The organism is Microbacterium sp. B24 (assembly GCF_000333415.1).
GTDB lineage: Bacteria > Actinomycetota > Actinomycetes > Actinomycetales > Microbacteriaceae > Microbacterium.
The window spans coordinates 1-13533 of record NZ_BADB01000049.1 but is presented as its reverse complement, the minus strand read 5'-3'; the positions used below and the strand labels follow the sequence as shown (position 1 = coordinate 13533).

Sequence of the window (13533 nt, the reverse complement as noted above, 5' to 3'; positions counted from 1 at the left end):
CGAGGATCCGCGTCATCTCCCTCCGCGCAGCACCCCCTCGACGGCCCCGTTTCGCAGTTGTCGGCCGCAGAGGAACGGGTGCTTTCCCCGTTGGAGAGTGCGACCGACACGGCGACCGGCGTCTTCGACGCCGAGGCGGCACTCGCGGCCGGGGTGAGCGATTCCGACGTCGCAGACTACGCGGCGACCTACACGGCCGCCGGCAACGATGTCGTCGGCATGACGTCGTCGGTCGATGCCCAGACGACGCCGCAGGCGCGCACCGTCGCTGCCGCCGCGGCGACGTGTTCGGGCGCGCGCGGCTACACGGGCTTCTGGGGATGGGGCTGGCAGACGGCCCTTGACTCGTGCGACACAGACTGAACGTGTACGTCACCGGCGGCGTCGGCTGCTGGGGTCAGTGAGAGGGGCGGTCATGTTCTCGACGACCGTATTGCGGCTGTTGTCGGTCATCGGGTCGGTGATCTGTCTCGTCGGCGTTGCGCTCGCCGTCACGCTGGGCATCGAGTCGGCATCGCGTACGCCCGCGTCGCCGTGGCTCCTGACGGCCACGGCGACTGCGCTGATCGGCGGGCTCGTGCTCACCATCGGCTCCGCCGTGACGCTGGCGCGCCGTCCGCGGGAGGACGAGCGCTGAGAGTGAGCCTCCCGCTCTGCTTTCAGGGGACCAGTGCGGCGCAGAGGAGGATGCCCGGCGGCCCGCAGGAGAGATCCTGACCGCGGGCGGTGACGACGCTCTGTCGCGCCTCGTCGGGCACGGAGGCGCTCCAGTCCGTGCCGTCGTCCCGCGCCGCGACGTGGACGGATGCCGGGTCCACCCGCAGGCCGAGACCGGTGGCCTTGAGGGCGGCCTCCACACGCACCCACCGCCGCAGCCCGCCGGGCGCGCCGCCCGCCGCCTCTCGCACGGAATCGTGCAACGGTTCCGCGTCGAGGGCGAAGCCCGCCGCCCCGGCCCGCGGATGGATGCCGACGATGGCCGTCGCACCGGCGTAGGTCACCGCGGCGAACCACCGCTCGTCGTCCACCCGCACGGGGCCGTGCGGCCCCCCGCACCGCGGGCAGGGGTTGGTCAGCACCGCGTGCGGCGACCCGGCATCGGCCAGCAGCCCCCGCAACAGAGCCCACGCGACCGTCCGCCGATCGGGCCGTGCGGCCGGCACCCGCGCCCACGCCAGGCGGAGCCCCTCCACCGGCCTACAGCTTCGGCTCGTGGGTCTCGATCGCGATGATGCCCGACCCGGGATTGGATGCCGAGAGGTGCACGACCGAGAACGCGCCGGTCTCCAGAGCGGACGCGCTCCCGAGGTAGGAACCGTGCAGTGTTCCCGTCGCCAGCGCCAGCTCCGACAGGATGCCGGGGAGCACCGGACCGTGACTGCACAGCACCGCGGGCTTGCGCGAGCGTACACGGCGTCCGATGACCGAGCGCACGTCCGACGTGCCGTCCTCCCAGGCGTCCTGGCTGAGCGCCGAGGTGCGGTGAATGTCCTTGCCGATCGCCGCCGCGAGCGGGGTGACCGTGGTCACGCACCGGACGGCGTCGCTGGAAACGATCTTGCGCACGCCGAAGGCGCGAAGCGGCCCGACGGCGGCCGCCGCCTGTTTCGTCCCGCGGGCCGTGAGCGGTCGCGCCGCGTCGGAGCCGTCCCAGTCCTCACGGGGGAGGGCCCGGGCATGGCGCAGCACGACGATGGGGAACGTCTGCAGCACACCGTCGTCGACGTAGCGCAGGAACTGCTCCATGATCTCGACGTCGACGGGATACGACAGCTTCGCGAGCGCCTTCTTCGGCGAAAGCCACTCGATGGCGGCGATCTCCTTGTTGGGCACGAACGCGGAGGTGCGGATCGCGGCATCCGTCGCCTCGGCAGACCAGTAGTGCACGATCTTCTGCCGCTTGTTGGGCATGTGATAGCGCGAGACGCCGACGGGGATGCCGAGGGCGACGCGGATTCCGGTCTCCTCGAAGATCTCGCGCACGGCGGTCTCGGCGAGGCTCTCGCCGGGATCGACCTTGCCCTTGGGGATCGTGACGTCGGCGTAGGCCGTGCGATGGATGACCAGCACGCGGAGCTTGCCGTCGACGACGCGCCACACGACGCCGCCGGCCGCGTAGACGGCGGTGTCGGTCATCGCACCGCCCGCGCCCGACGTCGGCGCTGCACCTGCGCCATCGTGCGGTCCTGCAGATCGATGAGCGGCTTGCCGTCGGCATCCGTGCTGTGGCGCTTCCACTCGCCGCTGTCCTCGAGGTGCCACGAACTCGTCTCAGCGCTCATCGCGAGATCGAACAGGTCGACGAGCTCCTTGATCTGCGCGGGCGCGACGACGCGCACGAGGGCTTCGACGCGCCGGTCGAGGTTGCGGTGCATCATGTCGGCACTGCCGATGAACACCTGAGGGTCGCCGGCGCCGGCGAACGCGAAGATGCGCGAGTGCTCGAGGTAGCGGCCCAGGATCGAGCGCACGGTGATGTTGTCGCTCACGCCGGGCAGTCCGACCTTCAGTGAGCAGATGCCGCGCACCCAGACGTCGACGCGGACACCGGCCTGGCTCGCCCGATAGAGCGCATCGATGATCTGCTCGTCCACCATCGAGTTGACCTTGATGCGGATGTGTGCCGGCTTTCCCTCGAGGGCGTGGCGTCGCTCGTTCTCGATCTGGCGGAGCAGCCCCTTGCGCAGGTGCAGGGGAGCCACCAGCAGGCGCTTGAACTTCTTCTCGATCGCGTAGCCGCTGAGCTCGTTGAAGAGACGCGTGAGATCGCGACCCACCTGCTCGTCGGCGGTGAAGAGGCCGAAGTCCTCGTAGATGCGACTCGTCTTCGGGTTGTAGTTGCCCGTGCCGATGTGGCTGTAGCTGCGCAGCATGCCGTCCTCCTCGCGGATGACGTGCAGCAGCTTGCAGTGCGTCTTCAGCCCCACCAAGCCGTAGACGACGTGCACGCCCGCCTTCTCGAGCTTGCGCGCCCAGACGATGTTGGCCGCCTCGTCGAAGCGCGCCTTGACCTCCACCAGAGCCAGCACCTGCTTGCCGCGTTCGGCGGCATCGATCAGCGCCTGAACGATCGGGCTGTCACCGGAGGTGCGGTAGAGCGTCTGCTTGATGGCGAGCACGTGCGGGTCGCGCGCGGCCTGCTCGAGGAAGCTCACGACGCTCGTGGTGAACGACTCGTACGGGTGGTGCACGAGCACGTCGCCCTTGCGGATCGCGGCGAACAGATCGGCGCGCCCGTTCTGTTCGGCGGGCTGGAAGGCCGGAGCCGTGGTCGGCACGTGCGCCGGATAGTGCAGCTCCGGACGGTCGATGCGAGACAGGTCGAACAGACCCCGCAGGTCGAGTGGGCCGGGGAGGCGGTAGACCTCCTGCTCGGTGATGTCGAGTTCGGCGATCAGCAGGTCGAGGGTGACGTCGTCCATGTCCTCGGTGACTTCGAGACGGATCGGCGGGCCGAACCGGCGTCGCAGCAGCTCGGCCTCGAGCGCCTGGATGAGGTTCTCGGTCTCGTCCTCCTCGATCACGACGTCCTCGTTGCGGGTGAGGCGGAACGTGTGGTGCTCGAGGATCTCCATACCCGGGAACAGGTCGCCCAGATGGTTGGCGATGAGTTGCTCGAGCGGCAGGTATCGCGCCCGTCCGGCGTCTCCCGGCACGGCGACGAAGCGCGGGAGCATGGGCGGCACCTTCAGGCGCGCGAACTCCTGACGACCCGTCTTCGCGTTGCGGATGCGGATCGCGAGGTTCAGCGAGAGACCGGAGATGTAGGGGAAAGGGTGCGCCGGGTCCACCGCGAGCGGCATCAGTACCGGGAACACCTGGGACTGGAAGTACTCGGAGAGCTCGTTGCGATCATCGACCGACAGGTCGTCCCAGGAGACGACCTCGATGCCCGCCTCGGCGAGTGCGGGCTGGACCATCCCGAGCCAGGCGTTCGCCTGACGCAGCTGCAGGGCGTGGGCAGCGTCGGAGATGTCGGCGAGCACGTCTTGGGGGGCGCGACCGACGTTGGTCGGCACCGCGAGGCCGGTCACGATGCGGCGCTTGAGGCCGGCCACCCGCACCATGAAGAACTCGTCGAGGTTGCTGGCGAAGATCGCCAGGAAGTTGCTGCGCTCCAGCACGGGCAGCGACGGGTCCTCCGCGAGCTCCAGCACGCGCTGGTTGAAGGCGAGCCAGCTGAGCTCGCGATCCATGTAGCGGTGCTCGGGGAGTTGGGCGTCGCCGTCTTCGACCATTTCGTCGAAGTCGTCGTCGTCCTCGTCGCCCAGTCCGGTGTCCAGAACGTCGGTGTCGATCATTCCCTCATCATGTCAGGGCCAGGTGACCGACGCGTTAACCACGAGGTCGCGCGGCGCTCGCCGCCGCGTCATCAGGCCGAAGAGGCCTCGTGCGACGAGGGGATCTGGTCGTCCTCGTAGACGTTGAAGCGATAGCCGACGTTGCGCACCGTGCCGATGAGCTGCTCCAGGTCGCCGAGCTTGGCGCGCAGTCGTCGCACGTGCACGTCGACGGTTCGCGTGCCGCCGAAGTAGTCGTAACCCCACACCTCGCTCAGCAGCTGCTCGCGCGTGAACACGCGCGACGGATGCGTGGCGAAGAAGTGCAGCAGCTGGAACTCCTTGTAGGTGAGATCCAGAGGCTTGCCGTGCACCTTGGCCGAATAGGACGACTCATCGATCGTGATGCCGGAGGTCTGGATGCGACTGGACACCTGAGAGGCGGACTGACGTCCGACCGCCAGCCGGATGCGCGCGTCGACTTCGGCGGGCCCGGCGCCGACGAGGATCACGTCGTCGATGCCCCAGTCGGTGGACACCGCGGTGAGCCCGCCTTCCGTCACGACGAGTACCAGAGGCGCGTCCAGGCCCGTCGTGTTGAGGATCTTGCACAGCGACTTCGCCCCGACCAGGTCGGCGCGGGCGTCGACGAAGATGACATCCGAGCTCGGCGCGTTCACGAGTTGCGCCGGTTCGGCGGGAATCTGGCGGACGCGATGGCTCAGCAGCTCGAGCGCAGGCAGGACGGGGCCCCCGCCCGGGGCGGAACTCAAGACGAGAAGCTGAGCCAATGGGGGTCCCTTCGGGTTCGGATGCCCCCGAACCGTGCCCCCATCTTAGAACCCGCTCGCACGGGCGCCGTGCGCGGCGGCTCGCGCGACGTGCGCGCAGTGCGCGTGTCGGCGACAATGGGAGGATGACGCTTCCCGGATTGGCGCCCCGCGCCGAGTACGGCGGCATCGTCGGAGTCTGGGCCGCCGGCGCGGTGATCGCGATCGTGATCGGCGCCGTCGCTCCGGGCGAGTGGCGCGCCGCATGGATGCCGGTGGGCATGGCCGCCTGCCTCATCCTCGCCTTCGTCGTGCAGCTGGTGCAGGGGCACTCGCAGGGCTTCCTGCGCCGGGTGGCGCTGAGCACTCTCGGTGCGTTCGTGGTGATGGGCCTGATCGGGCTCGGTCTCGGACTCTCCAGCATGTTCGCGTGACGGTAGAGTGAAGGTATGGACCTGCTCGCACTCGAACTCTTCTTCGTCGGGTTGCTCGCGCTCGCCTCGCTCGCGATCGTCTTCGTGTCGGGTGTCGTGATCAAGAACCTCTACCGCGGCCAGCGCTGATCGACATGATCGACCTGCCGACCGACCTGCCGGCCGATCTCGTCCCTCTCTCGTGGCTGCTCGGTGTCTGGGAAGGCACCGGCGTCATCGACTATGAAGCCGGCGATGTCTCGTTCAGCGGCGAGTTCGCCCATCGGGTGAGCTTCAGTCATGACGGCGGCGATTACGTGAACTACGCCGCGAGCGCATGGTTCGTCGCCGACGACGAGACGCGCACGCCCCTCGTCGCGGAGACCGGATACTGGCGCCTGGCTCGCCCCCTCGGGCAGGCCGATCCCGGGCCGGCGCTGCTGCCGCCGTCGGCGGTGCGCGACGCCGGGCGGACGGCGGACGACGTCGAGTCGCTGCGCAACGAGGAGGGCGGCTTCGATCTCGAGGTCGCGATCGTGCACTCGGACGGCATCAGCGAGCTCTACGTCGGGCAGGTCCGCGGCCCGCGCATCGATCTGGCGACGGATGCCGTGGTGCGCCCTGCCAGCGCGAAGGTTTACACCGCGGCGACCCGGATGTACGGCCTCGTCGACGGCCACCTGCTCTGGGCGTGGGACATCGCCGCGCTCGGCGGCGAGCTCGGTTCGCACGCGTCGGCACGACTGGCGCGGGCCGAGTGAGCATGTCCGAGGCGCCCCCTTCGGCTGCCGTCGCCAGCGCGTTCACCATCGTTCCCGGTGCCGTCGTCGACGAGCGTGGGCTGGCGCACGTGGCGGCGCCCGCGCGCGAGCAGCGTGAGCTCGTCGCCGGGCGCGCGCTGGCGCCGCTCGAGGACCGCGTCGTGCTCGCGATCGACGGCGTCGACCGTCTGAGCTGGCTGGATTCCATCACCTCCCAGGCGTTGACGGCGCTCGCTCCGGGCACCAGCACGGAACTGCTCGTGCTCGACCCGCAGGGCCATGTCGAACACGCTGCCGCCGTCGTGGACGACGGTGTGCGCACGTGGCTGATCGTCGACCGCTCCCGTTCGGCCGCGTTCCTGTCGTGGCTGAGCCGCATGCGGTTCCGTTTGCGGGTCGAGCCGCAGGACCTCTCCGACGAGGTGCGCGTCATCGGCGGCACCTCCGAAGCGGTCGCTGCACTCGAGCCCCTCGCCGTCTGGCGCGACCCGTGGCCCGCGGTCGCCGTCGGCGGGTGGGGGTACGCTGCTGCCGCGCCGCACCCGGGGGAGTCTTACGACTGGGCGGAGGCGGTCGTGCCGGTCGACGCCGTGTCGCGCCTCGCCGAGGCCGCGGCGTCGGGTCAGCAGCCCATCGCAGGATGGATGGCCGTCGATGCGGTCCGCATCGCCGCGTGGCGTCCGCGCGCCGAGACCGAGGCCGACGGGCGAGCGCTGCCTCACGAGGCCGACTGGTTGCGCACCGCCGTGCACCTGGACAAGGGCTGCTACCGCGGCCAGGAGACGGTCGCGAAGGTGCACAACCTCGGGCATCCGCCACGCCGACTCGTCGCCCTGCAACTCGATGGCAGCGATGCCGACCTGCCCGTCGGGGGCGCAGAGGTCTTCCTCGACGACGAGGTCGTCGGCGCCGTGACCTCCGTTGCACGCCACTACGAAGAGGGGCCGATCGCGCTGGCATACGTCAAGCGCACGGTTCCGGTCGACGCCGATCTGACGGTCGCCGTGGACGAGAGTCGCGTCGCGGCCGCGCAGGAGGTCATCGTTCCCCCCGATGCCGGGCGCACCGCATCGATCCCGCGGATGCCGCGGCTCTCCCGGCGCCGCTGACGCCGGTGTCACCCGCCGCGTCATCGCCGGAGAGCTCTCGGCCGTCCACCGCGGCGATCGTCACCCGTCGCCGAGCCCGCTGGCATCCCCGCGCCGGGATGGACCGCGTCGCGGTCTCCGCGCCGGCCATCGTCCAGATCGTCGTCGCGGCCACGGCGGCGTTCTCGTTCGCCCACTACGTACTCGGACACGCGGCGCCCCTGCTCGCGGCGACGGTGACGGTCTCCAGTCTGGGGTTGGTGCGCGATGCGCGCCCGCGGCGCGTGCTGGAGACCGTGGTCGGGATGGTCGTCGGCATCCTCGTGGCCGAGCTCATCGTCTTCGTCGCCGGCATCGGCTGGTGGCAACTGGGGCTGACACTGGCGGCGTCTCTCGTCGTCGCCCGCTTCCTCTCGCCGCAGCCGGCGTTCGCCATCGCGGCAGCGGTGCAGTCGGCCATCGTCATGGTCATTCCCGTGAGCGTCCCCTTCATCCGCATGATCGACGGGATCGTCGGGGGCGTGGCGGCCCTGCTGGTCACGGCTCTCCTGCCACGCAGTCCGCTGCGTGCCGTCACGCGGGAGGGTGCTCAGCTCCTCACCGCGTTCGACGGCGCGGTCACGACTCTCGTCCAAGCGTTGCGACGGGGAGATCCGGTGCGAGCCCAGCGCGGTCTCGCCATGGCACGCAGCCTGCAGAGCCTCGTCGACCAGTGGCGTGCGGGGGTGGAGTCGGGCTCCGAGATCGCCCGCATCTCTCCGTTCCTGCGACGCCAGCGCTCCGAGTTCCAGCGGCAGGACCGCGTGCGGCACCACCTGGATCTCGCGACGCGCAATCTCCGGGTCATCGCGCGCCGCGTCGTCTACCTCAGCGACGACCGACAGCCACGGCCGATCGCCGCCGATCTGCTCGCCGAACTCGCCGCCGGCGCCCGGCTGATCTCCGATGCTCTGGGCGACATCTCCTACGAGCCCGCCGCGCGAGAGGCGATCCGCGCTGTGGCCGGGCGCCTCGACCCCCGCGTCCTCGCCGACCGCAGTTCCGCCGTGGATCAGACGCTCATCGGGGCGCTGCGGCCGTTGGCCGTCGACCTGATGACCGCGGCCGGCATGCCTGCGGCCGAAGCGCGCGCTGCCATCCCGCGGATCTGAGCGGCCGCGGGGCGTTCAGTCGCGGGGAGCGATGAGACTCCACGGCACCGTGACCTCGCCCAGACGCCAGCGCGCCCGGCCGTGCACAGGCCAGCCCGTCGCGTGCATCGCGTCGAGCGCGGCGCGCCAGCGTTGCACCGGGCCGAACGAGGCGGTGCCGACGGCGCGCGTCCACTCTCCGTCGAGGGCGCGGAGGAAGTCGTGCACCGCCTCGCCGGGCACATTGCGGTGGATGAGAGCTTTGGGCAGGCGCTCGGCGGCGATCGACGGCGAGGCGAGTTCGGCGAGCCGCAACGACAGAGTGAGCGTTCGCGGTGCCCCGTCGGCGCCGACCTCGACCCATGTGCAGATCCGGCCGAGCTCGTCGCAGGTGCCCTCCACGAGAATGCCGTCCGGATGCAGTCGCTGCGCCATGCGCCCCCAGGCGTCCTTCACCTCGTGCTCGTCGTACTGCCGAAGGACGTTGAACGCCCTCAGCACCGCAGGTCGGCGTCCGCGCGGCGTGGGTACCTCGAACCCACCGCGGGCGAACGAGACGTGAGCATCGGTCGCGAACGCCGTGCGCCCCGCGCGCACCTCGACGAGCTGCGTGCGGGCGCGCTCGACGCGGGCGGGGTCGATCTCCAGCCCGAGTACCTCGACGTCGGGGCGCGCGAGGCGCAGGCGCCGCTCGAGTTCGAGCACGGTCACCGCGCTCGCGCCGTAGCCGAGGTCGACGACGAACGGATCGGCGGTGCGCCGCAGCGCCGGATGCCGGGCGATCCAGCGGTCGATGCGACGCAGTCGATTGGTGTTCGTCGTGCCGCGCGTGATCTGACCGACCACCCCGTGAGCGGGGGCTTTCTCCGGCGGCATCCCCCCATGATGCCAGCGCGCGCGCCGGTAGGATGACGAGCATGACCGCGCCGTACACGCTGATCCTCCTCCGCCACGGGCAGAGCGAGTGGAACAAGACCAACCAGTTCACCGGATGGGTGGACGTCCGCCTCACCGAGCAGGGTCGCGGCGAGGCCGCGCGCGGCGGTGAGCTGCTGAAAGAGTCCGGCATCCTGCCCGATGTGCTGCACACCTCGCTGCTCAGTCGCGCGATCCAGACCGCCAACATCGCGCTCGACGCCGCCGACCGCCTGTGGATCCCCGTGAAGCGGTCGTGGCGCCTGAATGAGCGCCACTATGGCGACCTCCAGGGCAAGGACAAGGCGGAGACCCTCGAGCAGTTCGGCGAGGAGCAGTTCATGCTGTGGCGTCGCTCTTTCGATGTGCCGCCGCCGGCCCTTCCCGACGACTCGCCCTACAGCCAGGTGAACGACCCGCGCTATGCCGGCATCGACGGTGACGTCCCGCGCACCGAGTCGCTGAAGATCGTCATCGACCGCCTTCTGCCCTACTGGGAGAACGAGATCGTTCCCGATCTGAAGGCCGGGAAGACGGTTCTCGTGACGGCGCACGGCAACTCGCTGCGCGGACTCGTGAAGCATCTCGACGGCATCAGCGATGCGGACATCGCCGAGCTGAACATCCCCACCGGCATTCCGCTCGTGTACCGCCTCGGTGAGGACCTCATGCCGCTCGAGCCGGGCGCCTACCTCGATCCCGAGGCCGCCGCTGCCGGTGCCGCCGCCGTGGCGAGCCAGGGCAAGGGCTGACGGCCCGCGACCGGACGAACGTGAGAGGGGGATGCCGACCGGCATCCCCCTCTTCGTGTTGCACCCCCGCCCAGGCGGAGGCGACGTCTTACTCGGCGCCGTCGAGCGATTCGCCCTCGGCGATGATGACGGCGATCGTGTCGGTGTCGGGCGTCCAGTCGCCGGTGGCGAGGTAGGCGACCTTCTTGGCCACCGAGACGGCGTGGTCGGCGAAGCGCTCGAGGTAGCGGCTCGCGAGGGTCGCATCGACGGTGGCTCCCGCCTCGCCCTGCCAGTTTCTCGCTCAGCACCTTCTCGAAGACGGCGAGGTGGTGGTCGTCTACCTTGTCGTCGAGCGTGCGCAGCGTCTCGAGGTAGCTGAGGTCTTCGGTGCGCAGCAGCTCGGTGAGGGTCTTCGCGACCTCGACGTCGAGTTCACCCATCTTGGTGAAGGTGCCCTTCAGCCCCTTCGGGATGGCGCGCTCGGGGAAGCGCATGCGGGTGAGCTGAGCGATGTGCTCGGCGATGTCGCCCATGCGCTCCAGGGAGGCGCTGACGCGGAGCGCGGCGACGACGATGCGCAGATCGCGGGCGACCGGTTGCTGACGCGCGAGGATCTGGATCGCCAGCTCGTCGAGCGCGACCGCCTTGTCGTCGATCGTCTGGTCGGCTTCGATGACCTCTTCGGCAAGGGCGACGTCGCTGGTGCCGAAGGCGCGCGTGGCCTTGTCGATGGCCTCCGTGACCAGCTCGGCGATCTCGACGAGACGTGACTGCACGTCCTCGAGCGACTGGTGGAACACTTCGCGCATGAGAGAGCCTCTCTTCCGGCGGGCAGGCACGGTGCCGCCCACTGACCCGGCGATCATCGCGGGCCAAGGTTAACGATCGGTGCCGCAGCGATGAACGTTGCCGACGGGGTGTCCGGTGTTGATCCGTATCGTGAATCTGCGGTGTCCAACCACCCTACGCTGGGACCCATGGAGTCCCTGCAGCCGGTGATCGCGCTGATCCTCGGTCTCGTCCTCGGCGGCGGAGTGGCCACGCTCGTGCTGATCGCGCTGCGCGCACGCGATCGCGCGCGTGTCGCGGCATCCACGGCCCTGCCGGACGGCACGGCGGCTGTGCTGCAGGGAATGGACGAAGTCGCGGTGGTCGTCGACACGTCGCTGCAGATCGTTGCCGTCTCGGCGCCCGCGGAGCTGTTCGGCATGCACGAGGACTACGCGCTGCCGGGCGATGAGCTGCGCGCCCTCGCCCGGACCGTCCGTCGGACCGAGGCGCCGGAGACGCAGACGATGCGGCTCAAGCGCGGCGTCGAGCCGCGGCTGGTCTCGGCCCGGGCGAGCGTGATCACACCGCGGTTGATCCTCATCGTCATTCGCGACATCACGGAGCGGGAGCGCGTCGAGGAGATGCGCCGCGACTTCGTCGCCAACACCAGTCATGAGCTGAAGACGCCGGTGGGTGCGGTGAGCCTGCTCGCGGAGGCGGTCGAGTCGGCCGCCGACGATCCCGAGCAGGTGCGTCACTTCGCCGCTCGGCTCAGCGCCGAGGCCGCCCGGCTCAGCCAGCTCACGTCGCGCATCATGAACCTTTCACGGCTGCAGTCCGCCGACGATCTGACGGAACTGCGCGACGTGTCCGTCGACGAGGTCGTCGCCGCCGCCATCGAGTCCCAGTCGGTCGCCGCCGACTCGGCCGCCATCACCGTCGCCCGCGGGGGCGAGAGGCACGCGTACGTCCGCGGCGACGTGCAGGTGCTCACCGAGGCCGTCGCCAACCTGGTGGCCAACGCGATCGCGTACTCACCTCAGGGCGGCCAGGTCGGCGTCGGCGTGAAACTGGACGGCGGGGTCGTCGAGATCGCGGTCACCGATCGGGGGATCGGCATTCCGGAGGACGAGCAGGAACGCGTGTTCGAGCGGTTCTATCGTGCCGACCAGGCGCGCTCGCGCCGCACCGGCGGCACGGGTCTCGGGCTGTCGATCGTCAAGCACGCGGTGCAGCGGCACGGGGGAGAGGTCGAGGTCTGGTCGCGTCCGGGGCGCGGGTCGACGTTCACCGTTCGACTGCCTGCAGTTCCGGCGCCCGACGACCTTCCCGTTCCGAAGAAGCGCAAGAAGAAGAAGGCCGCCCGCGATGGTGCGCGGGCGAAAGGAGAGAAGAAGCGATGACCCGCGTCCTGATCGTCGAGGATGAGCCCGATCTGGCCGATCCGCTCGCCTATCTGCTGCGCCGCGAGGGCTTCGAGGTCGAGATCGCCGAGGACGGCCCCGCGGCGCTCGACGCGTTCGCATCGCGCGGCGCCGACATCGTGCTGCTCGACCTCATGCTTCCCGGGATGCCGGGAACCGAGGTGTGCCGCGTGGTGCGCTCGACCTCCAAGGTGCCCATCATCATGCTCACCGCGAAGGACTCCGAGGTCGATATCGTCGTCGGCCTCGAACTCGGCGCCGACGACTACGTGACCAAGCCGTACTCGTCACGCGAGTTGCTCGCGCGGATGCGCGCCGTGCTGCGACGCAGCGAAGGGCCCGAGCTGGGCCTGGATGACAGTGTCGTCGACGGTGGAAGAGTCGTCCTGGACATCGATCGACACACGGTCGCCGTCGACGGTGAGATCATTCCGATGCCTCTGAAGGAGTTCGAGCTGCTCGAGGTGCTCATGCGCAACGCGGGGCGTGTGCTGACGCGTGGTCAGCTGATCGACCGGGTGTGGGGCAGCGATTACTTCGGCGACACCAAGACCCTCGACGTCCACATCAAGCGCATCCGGTCACGGATCGAACGAAACCCCAGCGAGCCGGTCATGCTGCTGACCGTGCGGGGCCTCGGGTACCGTTTCGAGGCCTGACGCGTCGGTCCGCCACGCCACGCACATCGGCGGCGCCCCTCGCGCAGAGGGACGCCGCCGATATCCGTGAGCGGGATCAGTTCGCGGGAACGAAGTCCTTCAGGTACGACAGGGTGCCGTCCAAGACCGGAACGCGGTCTTCGACGGCCTCGCCGGTGCCGGACTGGAACGTGGTGCGCACGTCGGTACCGGGCTTGGCCGACAGGCCGGTGAACAGCAGCGGCTCTGCGCCGTCGAAGCCCAGGCTGACGGTCGAGTGCGCGGCGACCGGCACTCGCTGGGTCGTGCCCTCGACGCCCACCAGCAGCGTCTCGTCGGTGTCGGTGTCGTTGACGATCGCCGCGAGGAAGTTGGTGTCGATGGGCCAGGTGCCTTCGCAGCGGCGCGAGGTCGGACTCGCGAAGGGTGTCGAGGAGGCGTCGAAGCTCGACGGGGTCGCCGCTGCCGCTCGGATGCGGCTCGCCGTCGACGCGCTCCTGCGCGATCGCGACCACGCCACCCGCGGGCAGGTCATTGATCGCCGGGCCCGCGGAGCGCCGGACCCGCGAAGGCAGTGCCGGCAACGCGTCGACGAACCGCTGGGCCCGG

The 13533-nt window shown here is 69.9% G+C and carries 15 protein-coding genes and 1 pseudogene; 9 read left to right on the top strand and 7 right to left on the bottom strand.

What is annotated here, in order from left to right; genetic code table 11:
• Together I5I_RS01140 and I5I_RS01135 are read left to right on the top strand one after the other, a co-directional pair.
• Positions 1-363, top strand: a 363-nt coding sequence (locus I5I_RS01140; protein ID WP_204365811.1) for a hypothetical protein, incomplete at its 5' end; no start/stop codon positions are given.
• Between the two features lie 52 nt (positions 364-415).
• Entirely contained in the window at positions 416-637 is a 222-nt protein-coding gene (locus tag I5I_RS01135) for a hypothetical protein (RefSeq protein WP_036315357.1), read from the top strand.
• 22 nt (positions 638-659) lie between these two features.
• On the opposite strand, the gene I5I_RS01130 is transcribed toward I5I_RS01135, so the two are convergent.
• The 4 genes from I5I_RS01130 to I5I_RS01115 form a co-directional block, all read right to left on the bottom strand.
• On the bottom strand, positions 660-1193 hold the full coding sequence (locus tag I5I_RS01130; RefSeq protein ID WP_036315355.1) for a hypothetical protein: 534 nt from the start codon (positions 1191-1193) through the stop codon (positions 660-662).
• Between the two features lie 4 nt (positions 1194-1197).
• Positions 1198-2136, bottom strand: a complete 939-nt coding sequence (locus tag I5I_RS01125; RefSeq protein WP_036315353.1) for an NUDIX hydrolase — start codon at positions 2134-2136, stop codon at positions 1198-1200.
• Positions 2133-4301 (bottom strand): RNA degradosome polyphosphate kinase, encoded by a 2169-nt coding sequence (locus I5I_RS01120; protein ID WP_036315351.1) that lies wholly within the window; start codon positions 4299-4301, stop codon positions 2133-2135. The genes I5I_RS01125 and I5I_RS01120 overlap by 4 nt, the downstream gene beginning before the upstream one ends.
• A gap of 71 nt (positions 4302-4372) precedes the next feature.
• Positions 4373-5071 (bottom strand): response regulator transcription factor, encoded by a 699-nt coding sequence (locus I5I_RS01115; protein WP_016464486.1) that lies wholly within the window; start codon positions 5069-5071, stop codon positions 4373-4375.
• A 125-nt stretch (positions 5072-5196) separates the two neighbouring features.
• Between I5I_RS01115 and I5I_RS01110 the strand changes: the two genes are divergently transcribed.
• From I5I_RS01110 to I5I_RS01090, 4 genes are all read left to right on the top strand, one after another.
• The gene (locus I5I_RS01110; protein WP_036315349.1) at positions 5197-5484 is read left to right on the top strand and encodes a hypothetical protein; all 288 of its coding nucleotides are present in this window, start codon (positions 5197-5199) and stop codon (positions 5482-5484) included.
• Positions 5485-5618: 134 nt separating this feature from the next.
• Positions 5619-6224, top strand: coding sequence for an FABP family protein (locus I5I_RS01100; RefSeq protein WP_036315348.1), 606 nt, complete (start codon positions 5619-5621; stop codon positions 6222-6224).
• Between the two features lie 2 nt (positions 6225-6226).
• Positions 6227-7333, top strand: coding sequence for a CAF17-like 4Fe-4S cluster assembly/insertion protein YgfZ (gene ygfZ / locus I5I_RS01095; protein ID WP_036315346.1), 1107 nt, complete (start codon positions 6227-6229; stop codon positions 7331-7333).
• A gap of 98 nt (positions 7334-7431) precedes the next feature.
• Complete coding sequence (locus I5I_RS01090; protein WP_239639981.1) at positions 7432-8463, top strand: FUSC family protein; 1032 nt, start codon at positions 7432-7434, stop codon at positions 8461-8463.
• Between the two features lie 15 nt (positions 8464-8478).
• On the opposite strand, the gene I5I_RS01085 is transcribed toward I5I_RS01090, so the two are convergent.
• On the bottom strand, positions 8479-9318 hold the full coding sequence (locus I5I_RS01085) for a methylase (RefSeq protein ID WP_036315344.1): 840 nt from the start codon (positions 9316-9318) through the stop codon (positions 8479-8481).
• A 41-nt stretch (positions 9319-9359) separates the two neighbouring features.
• On the opposite strand from I5I_RS01085, the gene I5I_RS01080 reads away from it, so the two are divergent.
• Positions 9360-10109 carry a phosphoglyceromutase gene (locus I5I_RS01080; RefSeq protein ID WP_036315343.1) on the top strand — a complete coding sequence of 250 codons (750 nt, stop codon included), beginning with the start codon at positions 9360-9362 and terminating at the stop codon, positions 10107-10109.
• Positions 10110-10197: 88 nt separating this feature from the next.
• Here I5I_RS01080 and phoU read toward each other — a convergent pair.
• Positions 10198-10900 (bottom strand): annotated as a pseudogene (gene phoU / locus I5I_RS01075) (phosphate signaling complex protein PhoU).
• 168 nt (positions 10901-11068) lie between these two features.
• On the opposite strand from phoU, the gene I5I_RS01070 reads away from it, so the two are divergent.
• Both I5I_RS01070 and I5I_RS01065 read left to right on the top strand, forming a co-directional pair.
• The gene (locus I5I_RS01070; protein WP_036315342.1) at positions 11069-12265 is read left to right on the top strand and encodes a sensor histidine kinase; all 1197 of its coding nucleotides are present in this window, start codon (positions 11069-11071) and stop codon (positions 12263-12265) included.
• Positions 12262-12945 (top strand): response regulator transcription factor, encoded by a 684-nt coding sequence (locus I5I_RS01065; RefSeq protein ID WP_036315340.1) that lies wholly within the window; start codon positions 12262-12264, stop codon positions 12943-12945. Before I5I_RS01070 ends, I5I_RS01065 begins: the two co-directional genes overlap by 4 nt.
• 76 nt (positions 12946-13021) lie before the next feature.
• Here the strand turns inward: I5I_RS01065 and I5I_RS17370 are convergent, their stop codons facing one another.
• Positions 13022-13459, bottom strand: coding sequence for a hypothetical protein (locus I5I_RS17370; RefSeq protein ID WP_239639982.1), 438 nt, complete (start codon positions 13457-13459; stop codon positions 13022-13024).
• Positions 13460-13533: the final 74 nt, after the last annotated feature.